We start from the raw sequence: 17,076 nt of genomic DNA, 5'->3' as shown, positions 1-17,076 counted from the left end.
GTTCCGTGTCCAAGATGGTCTTCATCAATCTTCCGGTCCGCGACCTCGCGAAGTCCACCATTTTCTACCAGGCGCTCGGCGCGAGCAAGAACGACCAGTTCAGCGATGACACGGCCTCCAGCATGGTGTTTTCGGATGCCATCTACGCCATGCTGCTGACCCACGACAAATACAGCCAGTTTACCTCGAAGCCGATCGCCGATGCACGCAAGACCAGCCAGGTGCTCATCGCCATCACGGCGGAAAGCCGGGCCGAGGTCGATGCGGTTCTCGACAGGGCGAAGGGAGCGGGCGGTGCGGTCGATCCCCGCCCCGCCCAGGACCACGGCTTCATGTATAGCCGCAGCTTCGATGATCCGGATGGGCACACCTGGGAAGTGGTGTGGATGGACGTCGAGCAGGCGACGGCCTCGCAAGGGTAGTCACGGCGGTCTTCGGTAGTTTCGGCAGGAGAGGGGCAGCGCTCCGGGAGCCAGTCTCGAGCAATTTCCGCTTTTCTCCGAGTCCATAGTACACGACAGGAAGGTCGCCGGTAATCAGCGGGCAACATGTCCGCTTCGTCATCCACGGACGAGCGCACGCAGCGAAGCGCAGGGCGCACCGATCCGTGGATCCATGCCGTGACCGACCCGAAGGCCGGAGACGGTCGAGGAAGAGGATGGCTCCCCTATCCACCTGCCCAAGCCCGCACATATTCTGCACCGAGACAGTCGTCCGCGATTTCACGGCATGGATTCTCGGGTCACCTCGCCCACGCTTCGCGTAGGCGCGGGCCCGAGAATGACGAAGATAGGGCGGCGCAGCTTCCGGGACGCAAAACCGCTGCGCACTCTTGCTGGAATTGCTCTATCTGAGCTGGCGACGGGCATCCGTCGGCGTCATGCCGTAGCGGTGCCGGAACTGCCGGTAGAAGGTCGACGGCTCGGTGATGCCGGCATCGAAGGCGATGTCGGCGACCCTCCGCAATATCTGCCGGGGGTCGGTCAGGCAGCTATGCACATGGGCAAGCCGCTGCTCCGTCACATAGTCTGAGAAGCTTGTGCCTTCGTCTGCGAAGAGCTGGCGGATATAGCGCGCGCTGATCTCGAATTTGCGCGACAGCTGCTCGGCGCTAAGTCCGGGGTCGCACAGATTGCGCAATATATGCTGCTTGATCGCGGCGAGGCGCGCGGCGCGCACGCCTGGCGTCTGCGGCTCGTGTTCGAGGTCCCCGAATGCCGCAGCGAGAATGTCGGCGATGTGGCGCGACAGGAGAGGCGCCAGGTCGCCCGGGGGCCCAAGTTCCTGCAGCGACCACAGATAGCCGAACAGCAGGCGGTGCGCCGGCCGTGCGCGACCTATGCTGTCGGGGCGGATGTCGTCGAGGTTCCTGACCAGAGGCGCCAGCAGCGAGCGCTTGAACTGCAGCGCCATGGTCCAGCGCGAATCGCGCGTTTCGACCGAGAATCGGCGGTCGAGCGGCAGGATCGCCGCGGTGCCGGGGCTTGTCTCGAACTCTCCGCGGCCCGGCATGTCGAAGCGGTAGCCGCCGCTGTTCCAGGAAAGGATGATGTCGTCGTTGCCGTCGGCCATCAGTTCCTCGGTCCGGTCCCATGCCATCGGCGACACGGAAGCCTTCGTGCAGGTGATGCCGGGAAGCAGCAACGTCGTCGCCTTGAATTTCAGGGAATGATCTTCATGCGGCTTAATATGCAAGCGCATCTGTATGCGGCCGTAGAAGTCACGGATATACTCATCCCGGTGATGCTCCGGAATGTCGTCGGCACAGAAGGATGAAAGCTGGTCAGCCTGTTCAGCAGTATGCGGAGGCACTTGTACGGCTCCCAATATCCCCGCCGCGACAATACTCATCTTCTATGCATATGCAAGTGATGCGTGTGCCGGTGACCTTCGCACTCTTTTGGCCACGTCGGTCCCGGCGAACAGAGGTACCGCCGGGACCTATGGCATCGGCCCGAAAACTATCCGCTTTCTTCGAACGGCCTTTGGGCGCCCGATGTGTGTGCGGCGCTCAGGCGCTGCGTCGTCAGGCGGTGCCTCGGGCGGCAGCAGCGAAATAGGCCTCAGGACCGTCGACCTCGATCATGCGTCGCCTGTCGATGAGCCAGAACCGGTTGGCCACACCTCGCACGAAACTGCGGTCGTGCGAGACGAAGAGGCAGCTCGCCTCACGCGCCGTCAACTCGCCTTCGAGCGCCTCCTGCCCGTCGATATCGAGATGGTTGGTTGGCTCGTCGAGCAGGTAGAAGTTGGGATTGGTCAGCCGCAGCACCAGCATCGCCAGGCGCGCCTTCTGCCCGCCGGACAGCCTGCCGACCACCTTGCCCTGCATGTCGATACTCATGCCCACTCCCGCCAGCAGGCTTCGGGCGCGTTGGTCTCCGACCTCGAAGCGCTGCAGGATGGCGCTCATCGGCGTTTCGTCGTCGCCGACCCCCGACAGCGCCTGGTCGCTGTAACCGAGTTTCAGCGAAGGAGTGGCCTTGACCGCGCCAGCAGAGGTGTCGGGATTGGTGATCGCCTCCCTGACCATCTCGATCAAGCGTGATTTGCCGGCGCCGTTGCGTCCGAGCAGCGCGACGCGGTCGCCTTGGCGGAGCCATTGTTTGCCCGTCCGGAACAGCAACGTCCCGTCTGGCGTCCCCACCGGGGCGTCGTCGATAGTGACGAGCACCTTGGCATGCGTTCCGCGGTTGGCGAGTTTGATGGCGCCTGCTGAGCGCTCCTGATGTCCCGGCCGCGCGGCGTTCTCCAGCCGCTCCGCCCTTTGCCTGAGCTGCTTGGTCTTGACCGTGAGAAGGTCGCTGCCCGAGTTGATGCCGATATTGTTGAGCTTGGCGGCCTGCCGGCGCATCTGATCGGCGGTCCTCATGTCGCGCTCGTACTTCCGCTGCTGCGCGGCGTCGACCTCGTCGAGGGCGGCGCGCGCATGCGCATAGGGCAGCGAGAAGACGTGTGACGCCTCGGGCCGAAGGAACAATGTCCGGTTGGTGGTGGCGTCGAGGAACGCACGGTCGTGACTGGAGATCACCACCGGCACGTCCCGCGGCAGGGCATTCAGCCAGTCCTCCAACTGCATGATCCGGGCGAGGTCGAGATGATTGGTGGGCTCGTCGAGCAGCAACATGTCCGGCTCGGTCACCCACGCCCGGCCAAGCATGGCAAGCCTTTGCCAGCCGCCGCTCAGCCTGCCCAGCGGTCGGTCGCGGAGCGGCTCGGGCACTTCGAGGGATTCGAGCACCATGTCGGCCCGCCATGCCTCGCTTTCGGCCTGGTCAGGCGGCAGCGCCAGCCGCACAGCCTCACGAAAGGACGTGTCGGAGAGGCTTGCCGGAACATCCTGCTCCACATGGCCGATGCGCAGCCCGCGCGAGCGTGTGATGTCTCCCGACGTCGGCTCGAAGCTGCCGGCGATGCAACGGAGCAGGGTCGACTTTCCTCTGCCGTTGGCGGCGACGACGCCCAGCCGGTCGCCGGCCGTGATGGCGATGTCGAGATTGGAAAAGAGCGTGTCGACGAGTGTCACGCCGACATTTCTCAAATTGATCGAGGTCATTTTTGTTCTCTGGTCTGCCCGATGGGACGCCAGTCATGCCGCGGACATGGCGATGCCGATTGCATGAATGGAGCCTTCGGCGGTCTGTAGGGTGGTCGAAACCGGCGAGGGATCAAGCTTCAGCGCTCGACACCTGCCGCTTGGGCGGACCGGAAGAGAACGGGATCGTCTCGGGTCAGCCCTGCAAACGCGTTTGCAGGGCCTGAACGGGGCCGCGCTGACGGTGGTGACGAAAGAACGTGATCACGCAGCCCTCCTTTCTGCTTGAGTCATCGTCAAGCAATAACCTCGCCGGGACCAAGACGCAATCGTTCGTCGCAATGCGCGCAGGGCCGTGCTCGGCCTGAACCGGATGGGCATAGACACGTTCTGCGTCGGACTCGAGTCCGATGCGGCCTCCTGTCTCGATCGTATCTTCGGGACCCCCAAAGCCGTCAGAATTGGCGCCATCGATCGTCTCGCCGATCTGCTGCCGCGACCTTACCTGACCCTGACGCGATGGTGGTCGACCCCGCGGCATGGCCGCATTCACCAACGTGAGCGTGCAAAAATGGATTTCGGCGCCTGCGGCCCCATATCTAATGTATGGAGTTGTAGGCGTGAAACGAACTGGTGCGGTTGTTCTGGCATTGGTTCTGGCTGCTGCTGCGTGGCTTGCCACATTCTTGTCCATCGCACAGGAACAGAGCGGCAATGGCCGGCTTGCACTCGTCATCGAGATCGACGGGGCCATTGGGCCCGCAACCGCCAGACATGTGAAGGACGGTCTGGCGACCGCAGCCGAACGGGATGCCGAGATCGCGATCCTGCGGCTGAACACCCCGGGCGGTCTCGTCTCAAGCACGCGCGAGATCATCGCCGACATCCTCGCCTCATCCGTTCCGGTGGTCGGCTACGTCGCTCCTTCGGGAGCCCACGCCGCGAGCGCCGGCACCTACATCCTCTACGCCACCCATCTGGCGGCGATGGCCCCAGGCACCAATCTCGGCGCCGCGACGCCCGTCGAGCTCGGAAGCCCATTCCCGGGACTGCCGTCACCCTCCGACGACAACAAGGACGGCAAGGAGGGAGACAAGACGGCGCCGCCGCCAAAAGATACGATGTCGGCGAAGGCGACCAATGATGCCGCGGCCTTCATCCGCAGTCTTGCCGAACTGCGGGGGCGCAATGCCGATTGGGCGGAAAAGGCCGTGCGCGAGGCTGCCAGCCTGTCCGCCGACGCAGCACTGAAAGAGCGTGTCATCGATCTCGTTGCCCGCAATACGCCCGCACTCCTCGAAGGAATAGACGGAAGGGACGTGAAGGGCGCCGATGGGAAAGAGCGGCCTCTCGCGACAAGGGACTTGCGCGTCGAGACGCTGGAGCCGGGCTGGCTGATCCGTATCCTCTCGGTGATCACCAATCCTAACGTCGCCGTTATCCTCATGCTGATCGGCATTTACGGTCTCGTCTTCGAGTTCTCCACGCCCGGTGCGGTCGCTCCGGGCGTGATCGGCCTCATCTGTCTGTTGCTCGGTCTCTTTGCGCTCGACCTGCTGCCGATCGACTATGCCGGCCTCGCTCTGATGCTTCTGGGGATCGTCTTCCTGATCGTCGAGGCTTTCAACCCGACCATTGTTCTTGGCCTTGGCGGGCTCGTGGCGTTTCTCCTCGGCGCAAGCATGCTGCTCAGGGTCGAAGCGCCCGGCTTCCAACTGTCGTGGACGGTAATAGCGATCGCGGCAGCCATGATCTTCGGGCTGACCTTGCTCACCGGGCGCTATCTGTGGCGGGCGCGCAAAATCCCGGCGCGCATTGGGACCCAGGCCATGCGTGGCCTGCCGGTTGAAATCCTGGATTGGTCGGGAGATGCCGGGCACGTGGCGGCGCAAGGCGAACGATGGCAGGCACGGGGAGGAGAGGGCTTTGTTCCAGGCGAAACGGTCCGGGTGACGGCCGTCGACGGACTGACCCTGGTGGTGGGGCGGCCCGACGACGACAAATGAAGGGTGTTCACGATGATCGAATATGTAAGCTATCTTGTCATTGCGCTCGCCATCGTCCTGTTTCTTTCTGCGGCGATCCGTATCTTGCGCGAATACCAGCGCGGTGTCGTGTTCACGCTGGGGCGTTTCACGGGGGTCAAGGGCCCCGGGCTCATCATCCTCATTCCCTTCGTGCAGCAGATGGTCAGGGTGGACCTGAGAGTGGTGGTGCAGGACATCCCGCCGCAGGACGTGATCTCGCGCGACAACGTCTCGGTCAAGGTCAACGCCGTTCTCTATTTCCGCATCATCGATGCGGAGCGGGCCATCATCAAGGTCGAGGATTTCATGGCGGCGACGAGCCAGCTTGCGCAGACCACGCTTCGCTCGGTGCTCGGCAAGCACGAGCTCGACGAGATGCTGGCCGAGCGGGACCGGCTGAACAGCGACATCCAGGAGATGCTCGACCAGCAGACCGATGCCTGGGGCATCAAGGTGACCAATGTCGAGATCAAGCATATCGACCTCAACGAGAGCATGATACGCGCCATCGCCAAGCAGGCCGAGGCCGAACGGTTGCGCCGCGCCAAGGTGATCAACGCGGAAGGCGAACAGCAGGCGGCCGAAAAGCTCGTCGAAGCCGGCCGCATCCTTGCCGAGGAACCGCTGGCCATGCAATTGCGCTATTTCGCGGCGCTGCACGATATCGCAGGTGAGCGGTCTTCCACCGTTGTCTTCCCGCTGCCGGTCGACCTGCTGAGCCATCTCGGGCAGGGAACTGGGGAGGCAAGGCGATCGGCAACGGGTTGACGCTTCCGTCCGCCCCATCGGACGGCTTGTGCCTGGAAGTTGACCCATCCAGTGGTCGCGGATGCTCACGCATCCACGAGGCCTCGACCGCCGGTGCGGGCTCTCCGCGCCGCGAGCGGGGCCTTTCGGAGGCTGCGAGCGATCGGCGGGACTCTTTCTGAGGCCGCAACAGGCAGGCATCGATGGCGGGTCGGACGCGGCCGCGTCTCCTTGCCCGGTCCGCGGCAACTGCCCGGTCCCGCAGGCTCCATGACGTGCCGCCTTCCTCGCAGGAGGCGACTGTGAAAGCTGCTATGTTATTGTCGAATGTGTGTTTTCCTGGAATCCGCGGCATCTTGGCGCCGTTGACTTCCACTGCAGGCCTTTTAGCTTGTCGCAACATGCAGGCGCCGCAATTCCTTCGGGAGGAGCGGGCATTCCGCTTTCCCGCGTCAACGCGCATGCCGGCGGGGTCGAAGCATCGGCATGGGTCAAGTCGTCCAGAGTTCCGACGATCGATGAAGGAAACGCCATGCGCGCAATCGCATTCTTCGCCGCCATCTCCGTAGCGACCTTCGCCGCAAGCCAGTCCCATGCGCAGGACGCCGCCGCCGGCGAAAAGGTCTTCAACAAATGCAAGGTTTGCCACGTCGCCGACGAGGACAAGAACAAGGTCGGCCCATCTCTGAAGGGGGTCATCGGCCGGACGGCCGGCACGCATCCGGATTTCAAATACTCGTCCGCCATGATCGAAGCCGGCAAGGCCGGGCTGGTCTGGGACGACGCCAGCCTGACGGAATATCTGAGGAATCCCAAGGGGATGATCAAAGGCGGGAAAATGGCGTTCGCCGGCCTGAAGAAGGATGACGATCTGGCGAATGTGATCGCCTATCTGAAACAGCATCCTTAATTCGAGGCGACCGTCCCTCTACCCTCCACGGGTCGCCGTGTCGCGGCGTCCCGTCAGTGCAGTTCGCGTTCCTTCCATTTGATCGAGCAGCCAACCGATGCGACCTGCTCGCTCGGTCCCTTGCCGGTCCTGGCCACCTCCTTCATCGCTTCGAAAAGGTCGCGCCGCAGGTCGGGCGGACCCTCCTCCTTGCGGGAAGCGTCGAGCCGGCCGCGATACTGCAGCTTGAACTCGCGGTTGAAGCCGAAGAAGTCAGGCGTGCAGGCGGCACCGTAGATACGCGCCGCCTTCTGGGTCTCGTCGTGGAGGTAGTGGAAGGGGAAGCGGTGCTCGGCCGCGAAGCGCTTCATGTTGTCGAAGGAATCCTCGGGATAGGCGTGTGCATCGTTGGAGTTGATCGCCACGAAGCCGATACCCTCGGCTCTCAGATCGGCGGCGTCGCGGACGATGCGCCCGATTACCGCTTTCACATAGGGGCAGTGGTTGCAGATGAAGGCCACCACCAGGCCGTTGGGACCGGCTTGTCCGAGTATCGAATGATCCCGACCGTCGATACCGGGGAGGACAGCGTCGATCGCCGGCCAGCCGAAGTCGCACACAGGGGGGATTGCAGCCATTTCGGCCTCCTTCGCAAAAGCGAGGCCGGGATCTGCCCAAGGCGCAACAACGCCCGTCGCCGACCCCGCACCGGTGCCGATCATAGCATGGATGTCGCGCGGCGGTATCGGTTACCGTCGAGTGAACCGAGACTTGAAATGCCGCATGAAGCAAGGTGCGCTTCCCCTTTCAGCGTTCACACGTGGCGCGCATGGCGACATGCCCTGTGTCGCTCGCGGTCCAGAATGAAAGGCCCGTTGCGTCGGCATTGACGCTGAATGGCGCGCCGGCGAAGAGAGGAGCCATACCGCGGTAGCTGAAGCGGGCGGGACAGTTGCCGCCGTTCAGCCTGGTCGCGAGATGCAGCATCAAGGTTGCCTGCAAGGGGCCGTGCACGACAAGCCCGGCATAGTTCTCGACCTCTCGCGCATAGTCGACATCGTAGTGGATCCGATGGCCGTTGAAGGTGAGCGCGGAATAGCGGAACAACAGCGTCGTGGTCGCCTCGACCACCACCCGATATGCGCCCGCGGCCTCTGCGGCCGCGGGAGGCGCGACGCTGGCGGCCAGATCCTCGCGATAGACGATGTCCTGTTGCTCGCGCACGGCAAGGCCCCGTTCCGTGGCGAACTCGTGCTCGACCGTGACGAATACCAGACTGCCGCTCCTGCCTGTCTTGGCGGCGATGTCGGCGATACGGGACGTCCGGGTCACCTCGTCTCCTTCGAGCAGGGGCTCATGGAAGGCGATGCGCCCGCCTGCCCACATGCGCCGCGGCAGCGGCACGGGCGGCAGGAAGCCGCCTTTCTCGGGGTGGCCGTCGCGACCGAGCTTTTCGGGCGGAAGCGCGGTTGGCGCGAGGCACCAGTGGATAGCGGGCGGCGCGATGTCGGCGCGTTTCAGCGCATTATCTCCGAGTGTCGCGCGAAACTCGCGCACGAGGCGAGGCGTGACGGTGTCTTGAGCAGTCTCGGTGCATCCGATCCAACTCCGAATCCCTTCGATGTCGATCTCTGCCATGGCCCATTCCCTGTTTCCCTTGCCGATCGCATCCGTATGCGCGCCAAGCGACGGCACCGAGTTGCCCTTGATATCACGCCGCCGGCGCGCCGCCGCCATTCATGATCCAGCCAGGCGTTTCCACCGCAATGTGCAGCAGCGCCGGATGCGCCGAAAGAGCCTCGCGGTTTCCAACTCTGGTGGGGTTGTCGACGAAGCATGCCAGTTCTCATGCCTGGGTCGATCGGCTGCCGATCATGTTGAGAGCTGCGGCAACGAGCGCAATGACGGCTGCCAGAAAGGGGAACCAGGCTTGCGGATCGTTCATCGCAAGAAGCGTCGTGCCGCTGAGCAGGCACCAGGCGAGCGGAATTGGGATGAGTATCGACGGTAGTCTGCCGCGCGCGGAGAGGAGGAGGCCCAATGTGACGACCGCTGTGGGGTCGGGCGCCATGCCGAACAGCTCCGCGCTCGACCAGGAACGCCCGAACAGGGGCGGAAGTACGGGATATGCGACAATGCCGACCGTTGCCAGGAACAGTCCGGCACGGCCGCCGATGCCGCGCCGACCGAAGACCAGACCTTTGGGCATCGTGCCGGCAAGCAGCAGCAGAGCGGATTGGAGGGCAAAGGCCGGTGCGACATAGGCGATCGGCCAATTGATCGTCGCATACCGGTTCCACAGGAAAGACCAGCCCACGAAGGTCCACGCTGCGGCCAGGATAAGCGGGATCCATCGGTCATGGTTGCGTCCGGGGCGGAACGCCACAACTGCAATGACGAGGCCGGCAGCCAAGGCCAGGACCTGCACGGGCCAGAGCTCTGCATTGAGCAGCTCAAACAAGCGCCAGTAAGCGCGCGGGGAGAACAGCAGGAGATCTTCGGGACGGTAGGTCCACCACTCCGACATCATGCCGGTCGCCGACCGCCGCTGTCAGAGGTCGCGGACATAGGCTGCCATCCGGTCGCGCATCGCGGCATCGGGGAAGGGACCGGAAGCGGCGGCGATGTTCTCGCGCACGTGGTCGACCCGGGTGGTCGCGGGTATGGCGACGGTGACGGCCGGATGCGAGAGAATGAACTTCAGGATGAATTGTGCCCAGCTCGAAGCGCCGATCTCGGATGCCCAGCCGGGCAGTTGCTGGTCTTCAAGGTGTCTGGTGAGAGCACCCTGACGGAAGGGGCGGTTGACGATCACGGCAATGCCGCGCTCGACTGCAAGCGGCAGGAGCCGCTTCTCTGCCTCGCGGTCGACGATGTTGTAGCTGAGCTGCACGAAATCCAGCGGATGGCTGAGCATGATTTCTTCGAGGAGATCATGTCTGCGGCCCTCCGAGGTGGTGATGCCGAAATAGCGGAGCCGGCCAGCAGCCTTCATCTCAGCAAGCGTCGGGAGATGCTTGTTCCATGCGACAAGATTGTGGACCTGGACAAGGTCGAAACGAGGCACTCCCCAGAAGCGGCGCGACTGCTCGATCTGTGCCGGACCGCTTCGCCCGGATGAGGTCCAGACCTTCTCTGCCGAGAAGACATCGTCCGCCCGGCCGAGCTTTGCCAGACCATGACCGACGACAGCTTGTGACGAGCCGTACATGGGCGAGGAGTCGATCATGCGTCCGCCCGATGCGAAGAAGGCTGCGATGACGTCGGCACATTCGTCCCTTAGCAGGGGATCGTCGCCGACATTGAACGTGATCCATGTCCCGAGCCCAACTGCCGGTATCCTCTCGCCTGAGGATGGAATGGGGCGGGTCTCCGGCTGTCGGGCCCCACCGAGCGAAATCTGAGGGAATGCGGCCACAGACGCTGCTGCACCGGCACCGCATACAAAAGACCTCCGGGTCGTGATCATGAGGTGACCTCGTCGTCTGCGCTGCGTGACTGCCGCCGACCGAGCGTCGCACGGCATCGGGAAAGGTAGTGCGGCCGAGCGGGAGAGGTAGGCGCTACCGGAATGGCTATTTGCGGCCTTCGATCGGGTCAAGGCGCATTCACGCGCGGATTGACCTTGCCGCCGGCCCAAGGCCACAGCCGGCGAAGTTCGGAAAACAGCGATCCGGAAGACGAGCTGTCCCCGAGCCGCTTCCCCGCGGGCCTCGGTTGTCATTGTGGCCCTACCGGGAAAGGCATAAGATAATCAAAGGTCACGAAGGCTCCGCTTCCCAGCCATTTCATCCGGCCGAAGCGGGGCTGAGCCATGCGTCTCAGATCGCCATGGCGAACGTCGTGCTGCAGTTGCGCCCGTTTGCCCGGCGCGGACAGCCATTCCCACAAGCGGATGGCATTAGTTGTTTCGGCAAGCAACAGCACCCCGTCGCCGGATGGCCGTGGCCTCCATTGGCAAGGGAGGAAAGAATGCTTCGGAAACTGCTTCTCACGGCGGCCGTCGCGCTTTCGTCGCTGGTTGCGACTGGTGCCTCGGCTGATTTCACGGTTCTGGTGCCTTCGGGCAGCGAAGGTGACGGTCTTCGGGCCGCGGCTGCCGATTATTCGAAATCGAAGAACGTCAAGGTCGAGATCGTCCAGGCGCCCTACAGCAATGTGTTCGAGCAGGCGGCGAATGCCGGACAGACGAAATCGGGCGCCTTCGACATCGTGCTGATGGACGATCCCTGGATCCCGTTCTTCGCCGAGAACGGCCATCTCAGAAGATCTGACGCCTTATTTCGGGAAAGCCGGGCTTGACGGCCCCGACAATGACTTCCTGTCGAAGTCGCTGGCTATCTGCCGCAACCCGTACAACACCGGTCCCTATGTCTGCCTGCCCTATGTCGGCAACGCGCAGATGTTCTTCTACGACGCGGCCAAATACAAAGAAGCCGGCGTCGAGGCGCCGAAGACCTGGGACGACGTGCTGAAAGCGGCCACGTCCCTGAGCAAGGAAGGCGGTGGCCGCTATTTCGGCTACGTCTTCCGCGGCGGCCAGGGCAACCCCGTGGTCGCCGATTTCATGCCCCTGTTCTGGTCCTACGGCGCCGACATGTTCAACGCGGACAGGTCGAAGGTGACGATCGACACGCCTGAAGGGGCGCAGGCCATGGAGATGTTCATGGCGCTGCGCGACGTCTCGCCGAAGGGCGTCGAAAGCTACAACGCCAATGAGGTCGGACAGGCGTTGGCGGCGGGCACCGCGGCGTCGTCGATCAACTGGCCCAACTGGGTCGCGACCTTCGAGGACCCGAGCCAGTCGAGAATGGTCGGCAAGATCTCCTACTCGCAGATACCGGCGGGCACGAAGCCGGGCAGTTCCGAGATCGGCCACTGGACCATGGGCATCATGGCTGCGGCCAAGAACAAACAGGAAGCCTTCGACTTCATGCTGTGGGCGACCTCGCCCGAACAGATCAAGATCTCGGCCGAGCGCGGCAATCCTCCGGTGCGCAAGTCCACCTTCACCGATCCGGATCTGACCAGCCAGGAGAAGTTCCGGCACTATCCGGTGCTGATGCAGGCCATTGAGGCTTCCACGCCGCGGCCGCGCCACCCGAAATGGCCCGAGATCGAGAACACGTTCGGCATCGAACTGTCCAAGGCGGTTGCCGGGACGATCACGCCGGAAGAGGCGCTCAAGAACTCGCAGCGCGAGGTCGAACAGATCACCGGCATCAAATAGCCGATCACGGAGCGGGATTGTGAGAGGTATCCCGTTGATGAACGTCGTACGGCATTGCGGGGGCGGCCGTGCGGGCCCGCGGCCCGCCGGCATGAGGACCTGATATGGCGACGGACGTTCCGATGACCATCCATGCAGGCGCGCCCGATGGCGGCGCGCTTGAGCGCTGGTCCGAGCGCCATCTGCGTGTTCTGATGCTTGCGCCCGCGATCCTGGTGCTGATGACGCTGACGATCTTCCCGGGAATCTACATGTTTGTCGCCGCGACGACGCGGATAAGCCCCAATCCGGACATTCCCTGGCAATTTGCCGGCGCGGACAATTTCCTGAGACTGCTCACCGACGGCCAGTTCCATGTCGGCCTTTGGAACACGCTTGTGTTCACGGTCTTCGCCGTCGGCGCGGAGTTCCTGCTCGGCCTCGGTCTCGCCCTGCTTCTCGATCGCTACATAAGGCGGCTGAACTTCCTGAAGACCGTACTGATGCTGCCGATGATGTTGCCACCGATCGCCGTGGCGATCACATGGAAGCTCATCTACGAGCCTCAGTTCGGGGTTCTCAACGAGATCATGTTCCAGCTGGGCCTGCCCCTCCAGGCCTGGGCCGGCGACGTCAATCTGGCCATGTTGTCGGTGATCGTCGCCGATGTCTGGCAGTGGACGCCCTTCATCTTCCTGCTGATGCTCGCCGGCCTGTCCAGCCTCCCCGACGAACCCTATGAGGCAGCGGCGATCGACGGCGCCTCGGCCTGGCGGCAGTTCTGGGACCTGACGCTGCCGTTCCTGAAACCGGTCATCGCGGTCGCGCTTTTGCTCCGCATCATGGACGCGCTGAGGCTTTTCGACCTGGTGTTCATCCTGACCGGGGGCGGGCCTGCCGACCGGACAAAGACGTTGAGCCTGTACATATACCAGGTGGCGTATCGTTTCGCGGATCCGAGCTATGCGGCGGCGATTTCGCTGTTCGTGCTGTTTGCGACCGTCGCTTTCAGCACGTGGTTCATCAAGCGCATGCGGCTCGCGAACTAGGTGACGACGATGATGCGTAGCCGAAAGAGTGCGAGACTCCAGGCCGCCGCGGCTTATGTGGCGATCGCGGTGGCGCTGGTGGTCACTCTTTTCCCGATCTACTGGATCGCGGCGAACTCGTTCAAATACGACATCGACATCTTCTCGGTCCCGCCCCAGTGGTTTCCCGAGGAACCGACGCTCAAGCATTATCACGCTGCTTTCATCGAACGGCCGTTCCTCACCTATGCCGCCAACAGCCTGATCATCGCGATCTCGACCACCATCGTCTCGGTCGTTTTCGGAACCCTGGCCGGCTATGCGCTTGCCCGGTTCCAATATCCGGGCAGCTGGCGCTACCAGATCTCATTCTGGATCCTGTCGACGCGCATGATGCCGCCGATCGTGACCATCATCCCTCTCTACATCGCCTTCAACTATCTCGGTTTGCTCAATACCAAACCAGCGGTGATCGTGGCCTACACTGCCTTCAATCTTCCCTTCGCGACCTGGATGATGAAGAGTTACTTCCAGGATCTGCCGGTCGAACTGGAGGAAGCGGCGATGGTCGATGGCGACACGCGCTGGGGGGCGTTCCTCCGGATCGCCCTGCCGCTCGCGCGCCCCGGGCTTGCCGCGACGGCGATCTTCTGCCTGATCATCTCTTGGAACGAGTTCCTGCTCGCGCTCATCCTCACCCTTACCGAACGGTCGCAGACGCTGCCGATCGGCATTGCCGGACGGGTCACGCAGTACAGCACCTATTGGGGAGAGATCAGCGCCGCCGGCTTCACCGCCTGCATTCCGATCATGATCTTTGCCTTCATAGTCCAGAAGCATCTTGTGCGCGGATTGTCCTTCGGCGCCGTCAAGGGATGAACATGGCCTCGGTCACGCTCAAGGATGTTGTCAAGAAATTCGGCCAGTTCGTCGCCGTGAGCGATCTGGACCTCGCGGTGAAGGACAAGGAGTTCCTCGTTCTCCTCGGACCCTCGGGATGCGGCAAGACCACGACCATGCGCATGATCGCCGGCCTGGAGGAAGCCACCGCCGGCGACATCTTCATCGGCAACGACCGGGTGAACGACCTGCTGCCCAAATATCGTGACGTTGCCATGGTCTTCCAATCCTACGCGCTCTACCCGCATCTCAATGTCGAAGAGAACATCGGCTACCCCCTTAAGATCCGGAAAGTGCCGCCGGACGAGCGTCGCCGCCTGGTGCTCGCCGTGGCGCGGCGGGTGGAACTCGACGGCCTGCTCGACCGGCTGCCCAGGGAATTGTCCGGCGGGCAACGCCAGCGCGTCGCGCTGGCGCGCGCCATCATCCGCACGCCGAAGGCCTTCCTCATGGACGAGCCCCTGTCGAACCTCGACGCCAAGCTGCGCGTGCAGATGCGGGCGCAGCTCAAGCACCTGCAGCACGAGTTGCAGGTGACGACGATCTACGTCACCCACGACCAGATTGAGGCGATGACGCTTGCCCACCGTGTCGCGGTGATGAACAAGGGCGTTATCGAGCAGCTCGGGACGCCGAAGGAAATCTACAACGATCCGCGTACCCTCTTCGTCGCCGGCTTCATCGGCTCGCCGCCGATGAATCTGATCGGCGGCGCCGTAACAAGCGGCGTCTTCACCAATGATGGCCTGAGGGTCGAGGGGTTCGGGCAGGTGGATTTGCCCCGTGCGGTCCTCGGGATCCGCCCCGAGGATGTCCACGTCGCCGACGCCACGGATCCCCGTGCCGACATGGTTGCGCCGATCTATTCGGCCGAGCTGACCGGCGAAAGCACGCTCGTCAGCGTCTATGCCGGCGATCGTCTCGTCACCATCCGCGCCGACAAGAATTTTGCCGGCGAGATCGACCAGCGGATCGGTCTCAGGATCGCGGCTGACAGGGCATTCCTGTTCGATGCGGAGAGCCAGAGACGTGTCGATTTCTGAGTTGCAGGCATCTGTCCTGGCGATCGTGCTGTTGGCCGCCAGCGGTGCGAGGGCCGGGGATGACCCCATTCCCGGCAATCCTCTGATTTTGATAGCGGCTGGTCCCTTCATCTTCGGCAATGAGGACGGTCGCGAAGACGAACGCCCGCGCCGGCTTGTCGACGGCCAGGCTTTTGTGATCAATCGCACGGAAATCACGAACCGGGAGTACAGGGATTTCGTTGAAGCGACCGGCCATCGGCCCGCCTTCTACGCCAATCACCCGGTGCTGGGTCTGGACGATCATCCTGTGGTCGGCGTGAGTTGGGACGACGCGGACGCCTTTTGCCGCCACTACGGCCTGGTGCTGCCGTCGGAGCGGGAATATGAACGCGCCGCGCGCGGAGCCGGCGGCGATGCGTTCCCGTGGGGTTCGACACCTTCCGACACCGGGAAGTCCAATGCGGGCGCGGCCGAATGTTGCGCTGGCGACGATGCGGACGGCTATGAAATGTCTGCGCCGGCCGATTCCTTCGTAGAAGGAGCGAGCCGCGAGGGCGTGCTGAATTTGGTCGGCAATGTCTGGGAATGGACGCGCGACTTCTACGCGCCTTACCTCGGTGAGCCGGACCCTGCGATTTCCGGCCGGTTCAAGGTGCTGCGCGGCGGATCCTGGAACAGCGATCCGTCCCGCCTCACCACGACGGCTCGGCTTGTATACAATCCCGACTTCCGTTTCGCGGCGAATGGAGGCTTTCGATGCGTTCGCTCCGGGTCGTCGTCCTGATCGCCCTGATGCTGCTTCCAGCCGTGGCCGCGGCCGAGCCCAGGGCCGGCCCCGGCTCCAGGCTCGAAACCGTCACGATGGCGGGGGCCATCTTCGCGGGTCTCTCCCGTGAGGGAGATGATCTGCTGGTCACCGATCTCGCCGGTGGGAGGCTCTTTCGCCGCCATCCGGACGGCACATTGACCGCCTTTGGGCCGGTCTTGCCGCATGGCCGCGACGTGATCGGCGATCCGACCGGTCCTTACCGCGTGCTGGCCGTCGAAGGCGCCTATGTCGTCGCGCAAGGCTGGACGCCTGTCGATCTGGAGGAGGGACCTTACGACCACGCGCTCCTAGCGATCGATGGCGAAACGGTGCGCGTGATAGACGATGATTTCTGGAACCCGTACGACTTCCTCGTCTCCAGGGGGAGCACCTATGTGGTCGATGCCGCCCGCAACACGGTCGAGCGGCTGGAGGCTGACGGGACCGGCAGGAAGACCCTCATCGCCTTTTCGAGGATCAGTCAAACCGGTCTGCAGGATCTCTCGCCCACGGAGTTCCCGAAAGGGACCACCCACGCGGTCGACGCGGTGCCGACCGGTATCGCGCTTCGCGACGGGCGCCTCTACGTCTCGCTGTTCGGCGGGTTTCCTTTCGTTGCGGGCGGTGGAAAGGTCGTGTCATTGCTCGAGGACAATGATGCGCGGGCCCAGCGCGTCGAGCGCGAGGGATTGAATGCGCCGGTCGATATCGCCTTCGATGACCAAGGGCGCCTGCTCGTCCTCGAACACGGCCTCTTCGACCAGGCGACAGGCTTTCGATCCGGCAGCGGGCGGCTGCTTCGTTTCGATGGCGCGGGCGTGCCGGAAGCGCTTCTCGAAGGACTGACCCGTCCGGTGTCTGTGCTGGTGTGGGACGACAGGCAGATTGTCGTCTCCGAACTTGGCGGC

14 protein-coding genes and 2 pseudogenes are annotated in these 17,076 nt (G+C 63.5%); 10 read left to right on the top strand and 6 right to left on the bottom strand.

The window, feature by feature from the left end; translation table 11 throughout:
* The first annotated feature begins 5 nt into the window (after nt 1-5).
* Nucleotides 6-422 carry a VOC family protein gene (locus JN302_RS30120; RefSeq protein ID WP_202307963.1) on the top strand — a complete coding sequence of 139 codons (417 nt, stop codon included), beginning with the start codon at nt 6-8 and terminating at the stop codon, nt 420-422.
* A gap of 424 nt (nt 423-846) precedes the next feature.
* Here the strand turns inward: JN302_RS30120 and JN302_RS30115 are convergent, their stop codons facing one another.
* Both JN302_RS30115 and JN302_RS30110 read right to left on the bottom strand, forming a co-directional pair.
* Nucleotides 847-1,701 (bottom strand): helix-turn-helix transcriptional regulator, encoded by an 855-nt coding sequence (locus JN302_RS30115; protein ID WP_210382568.1) that lies wholly within the window; start codon nt 1,699-1,701, stop codon nt 847-849.
* A gap of 325 nt (nt 1,702-2,026) precedes the next feature.
* A complete protein-coding gene (locus tag JN302_RS30110) occupies nt 2,027-3,556 on the bottom strand; it encodes an ABC-F family ATP-binding cassette domain-containing protein (RefSeq protein WP_202330128.1) in 1,530 nt (509 codons plus the stop codon).
* Nucleotides 3,557-4,155: 599 nt separating this feature from the next.
* Here JN302_RS30110 and JN302_RS30105 point away from each other — a divergent pair.
* The 3 genes from JN302_RS30105 (at nt 4,156) to JN302_RS30095 (ending at nt 7,219) form a co-directional block, all read left to right on the top strand.
* Complete coding sequence (locus JN302_RS30105) at nt 4,156-5,541, top strand: NfeD family protein (RefSeq protein ID WP_446720684.1); 1,386 nt, start codon at nt 4,156-4,158, stop codon at nt 5,539-5,541.
* A 12-nt stretch (nt 5,542-5,553) separates the two neighbouring features.
* Nucleotides 5,554-6,330: a slipin family protein gene (locus JN302_RS30100; RefSeq protein ID WP_202307959.1), complete on the top strand. Its 777-nt coding sequence runs from the start codon at nt 5,554-5,556 to the stop codon at nt 6,328-6,330.
* Nucleotides 6,331-6,841: 511 nt separating this feature from the next.
* Entirely contained in the window at nt 6,842-7,219 is a 378-nt protein-coding gene (locus JN302_RS30095; protein ID WP_202307958.1) for a c-type cytochrome, read from the top strand.
* 53 nt (nt 7,220-7,272) lie between these two features.
* Here the strand turns inward: JN302_RS30095 and JN302_RS30090 are convergent, their stop codons facing one another.
* The 4 genes from JN302_RS30090 to JN302_RS30075 all read right to left on the bottom strand — a co-directional run bounded on the left by JN302_RS30090 (nt 7,273) and on the right by JN302_RS30075 (nt 10,667).
* Nucleotides 7,273-7,836, bottom strand: a complete 564-nt coding sequence (locus tag JN302_RS30090; protein ID WP_202307957.1) for a thioredoxin family protein — start codon at nt 7,834-7,836, stop codon at nt 7,273-7,275.
* Nucleotides 7,837-8,005: 169 nt separating this feature from the next.
* Entirely contained in the window at nt 8,006-8,836 is an 831-nt protein-coding gene (locus JN302_RS30085; protein WP_202315143.1) for an FAS1-like dehydratase domain-containing protein, read from the bottom strand.
* Nucleotides 8,837-9,044: 208 nt separating this feature from the next.
* Nucleotides 9,045-9,728, bottom strand: a complete 684-nt coding sequence (locus JN302_RS30080) for a DUF6064 family protein (protein WP_244742309.1) — start codon at nt 9,726-9,728, stop codon at nt 9,045-9,047.
* Nucleotides 9,729-9,749: 21 nt separating this feature from the next.
* Nucleotides 9,750-10,667 carry an aldo/keto reductase gene (locus tag JN302_RS30075; protein WP_202307956.1) on the bottom strand — a complete coding sequence of 306 codons (918 nt, stop codon included), beginning with the start codon at nt 10,665-10,667 and terminating at the stop codon, nt 9,750-9,752.
* Between the two features lie 503 nt (nt 10,668-11,170).
* On the opposite strand from JN302_RS30075, the pseudogene JN302_RS30070 reads away from it, so the two are divergent.
* The 6 genes and pseudogenes from JN302_RS30070 to JN302_RS30045 all read left to right on the top strand — a co-directional run.
* Nucleotides 11,171-12,428: pseudogene (locus JN302_RS30070) on the top strand (ABC transporter substrate-binding protein).
* Between the two features lie 122 nt (nt 12,429-12,550).
* A complete protein-coding gene (locus tag JN302_RS30065; RefSeq protein WP_244742305.1) occupies nt 12,551-13,456 on the top strand; it encodes a carbohydrate ABC transporter permease in 906 nt (301 codons plus the stop codon).
* Between the two features lie 9 nt (nt 13,457-13,465).
* A complete protein-coding gene (locus tag JN302_RS30060; RefSeq protein ID WP_202330126.1) occupies nt 13,466-14,314 on the top strand; it encodes a carbohydrate ABC transporter permease in 849 nt (282 codons plus the stop codon).
* Between the two features lie 2 nt (nt 14,315-14,316).
* Complete coding sequence (locus tag JN302_RS30055; protein WP_202315140.1) at nt 14,317-15,378, top strand: ABC transporter ATP-binding protein; 1,062 nt, start codon at nt 14,317-14,319, stop codon at nt 15,376-15,378.
* Nucleotides 15,365-16,144, top strand: a complete 780-nt coding sequence (locus tag JN302_RS30050; RefSeq protein ID WP_244846008.1) for a formylglycine-generating enzyme family protein — start codon at nt 15,365-15,367, stop codon at nt 16,142-16,144. Before JN302_RS30055 ends, JN302_RS30050 begins: the two co-directional genes overlap by 14 nt.
* Nucleotides 16,117-17,010 (top strand): annotated as a pseudogene (locus JN302_RS30045) (ScyD/ScyE family protein); the annotation flags it as partial. The gene JN302_RS30050 and the pseudogene JN302_RS30045, both read left to right, overlap by 28 nt.
* Nucleotides 17,011-17,076 lie beyond the last annotated feature (66 nt).

This window comes from Mesorhizobium sp. L-8-3, from assembly GCF_016756615.1.
Classification (GTDB): Bacteria; Pseudomonadota; Alphaproteobacteria; order Rhizobiales; family Rhizobiaceae.
The sequence above is the reverse complement of the archived record's forward strand: the minus strand, read 5'-3'. Positions and strand labels throughout refer to the sequence as shown.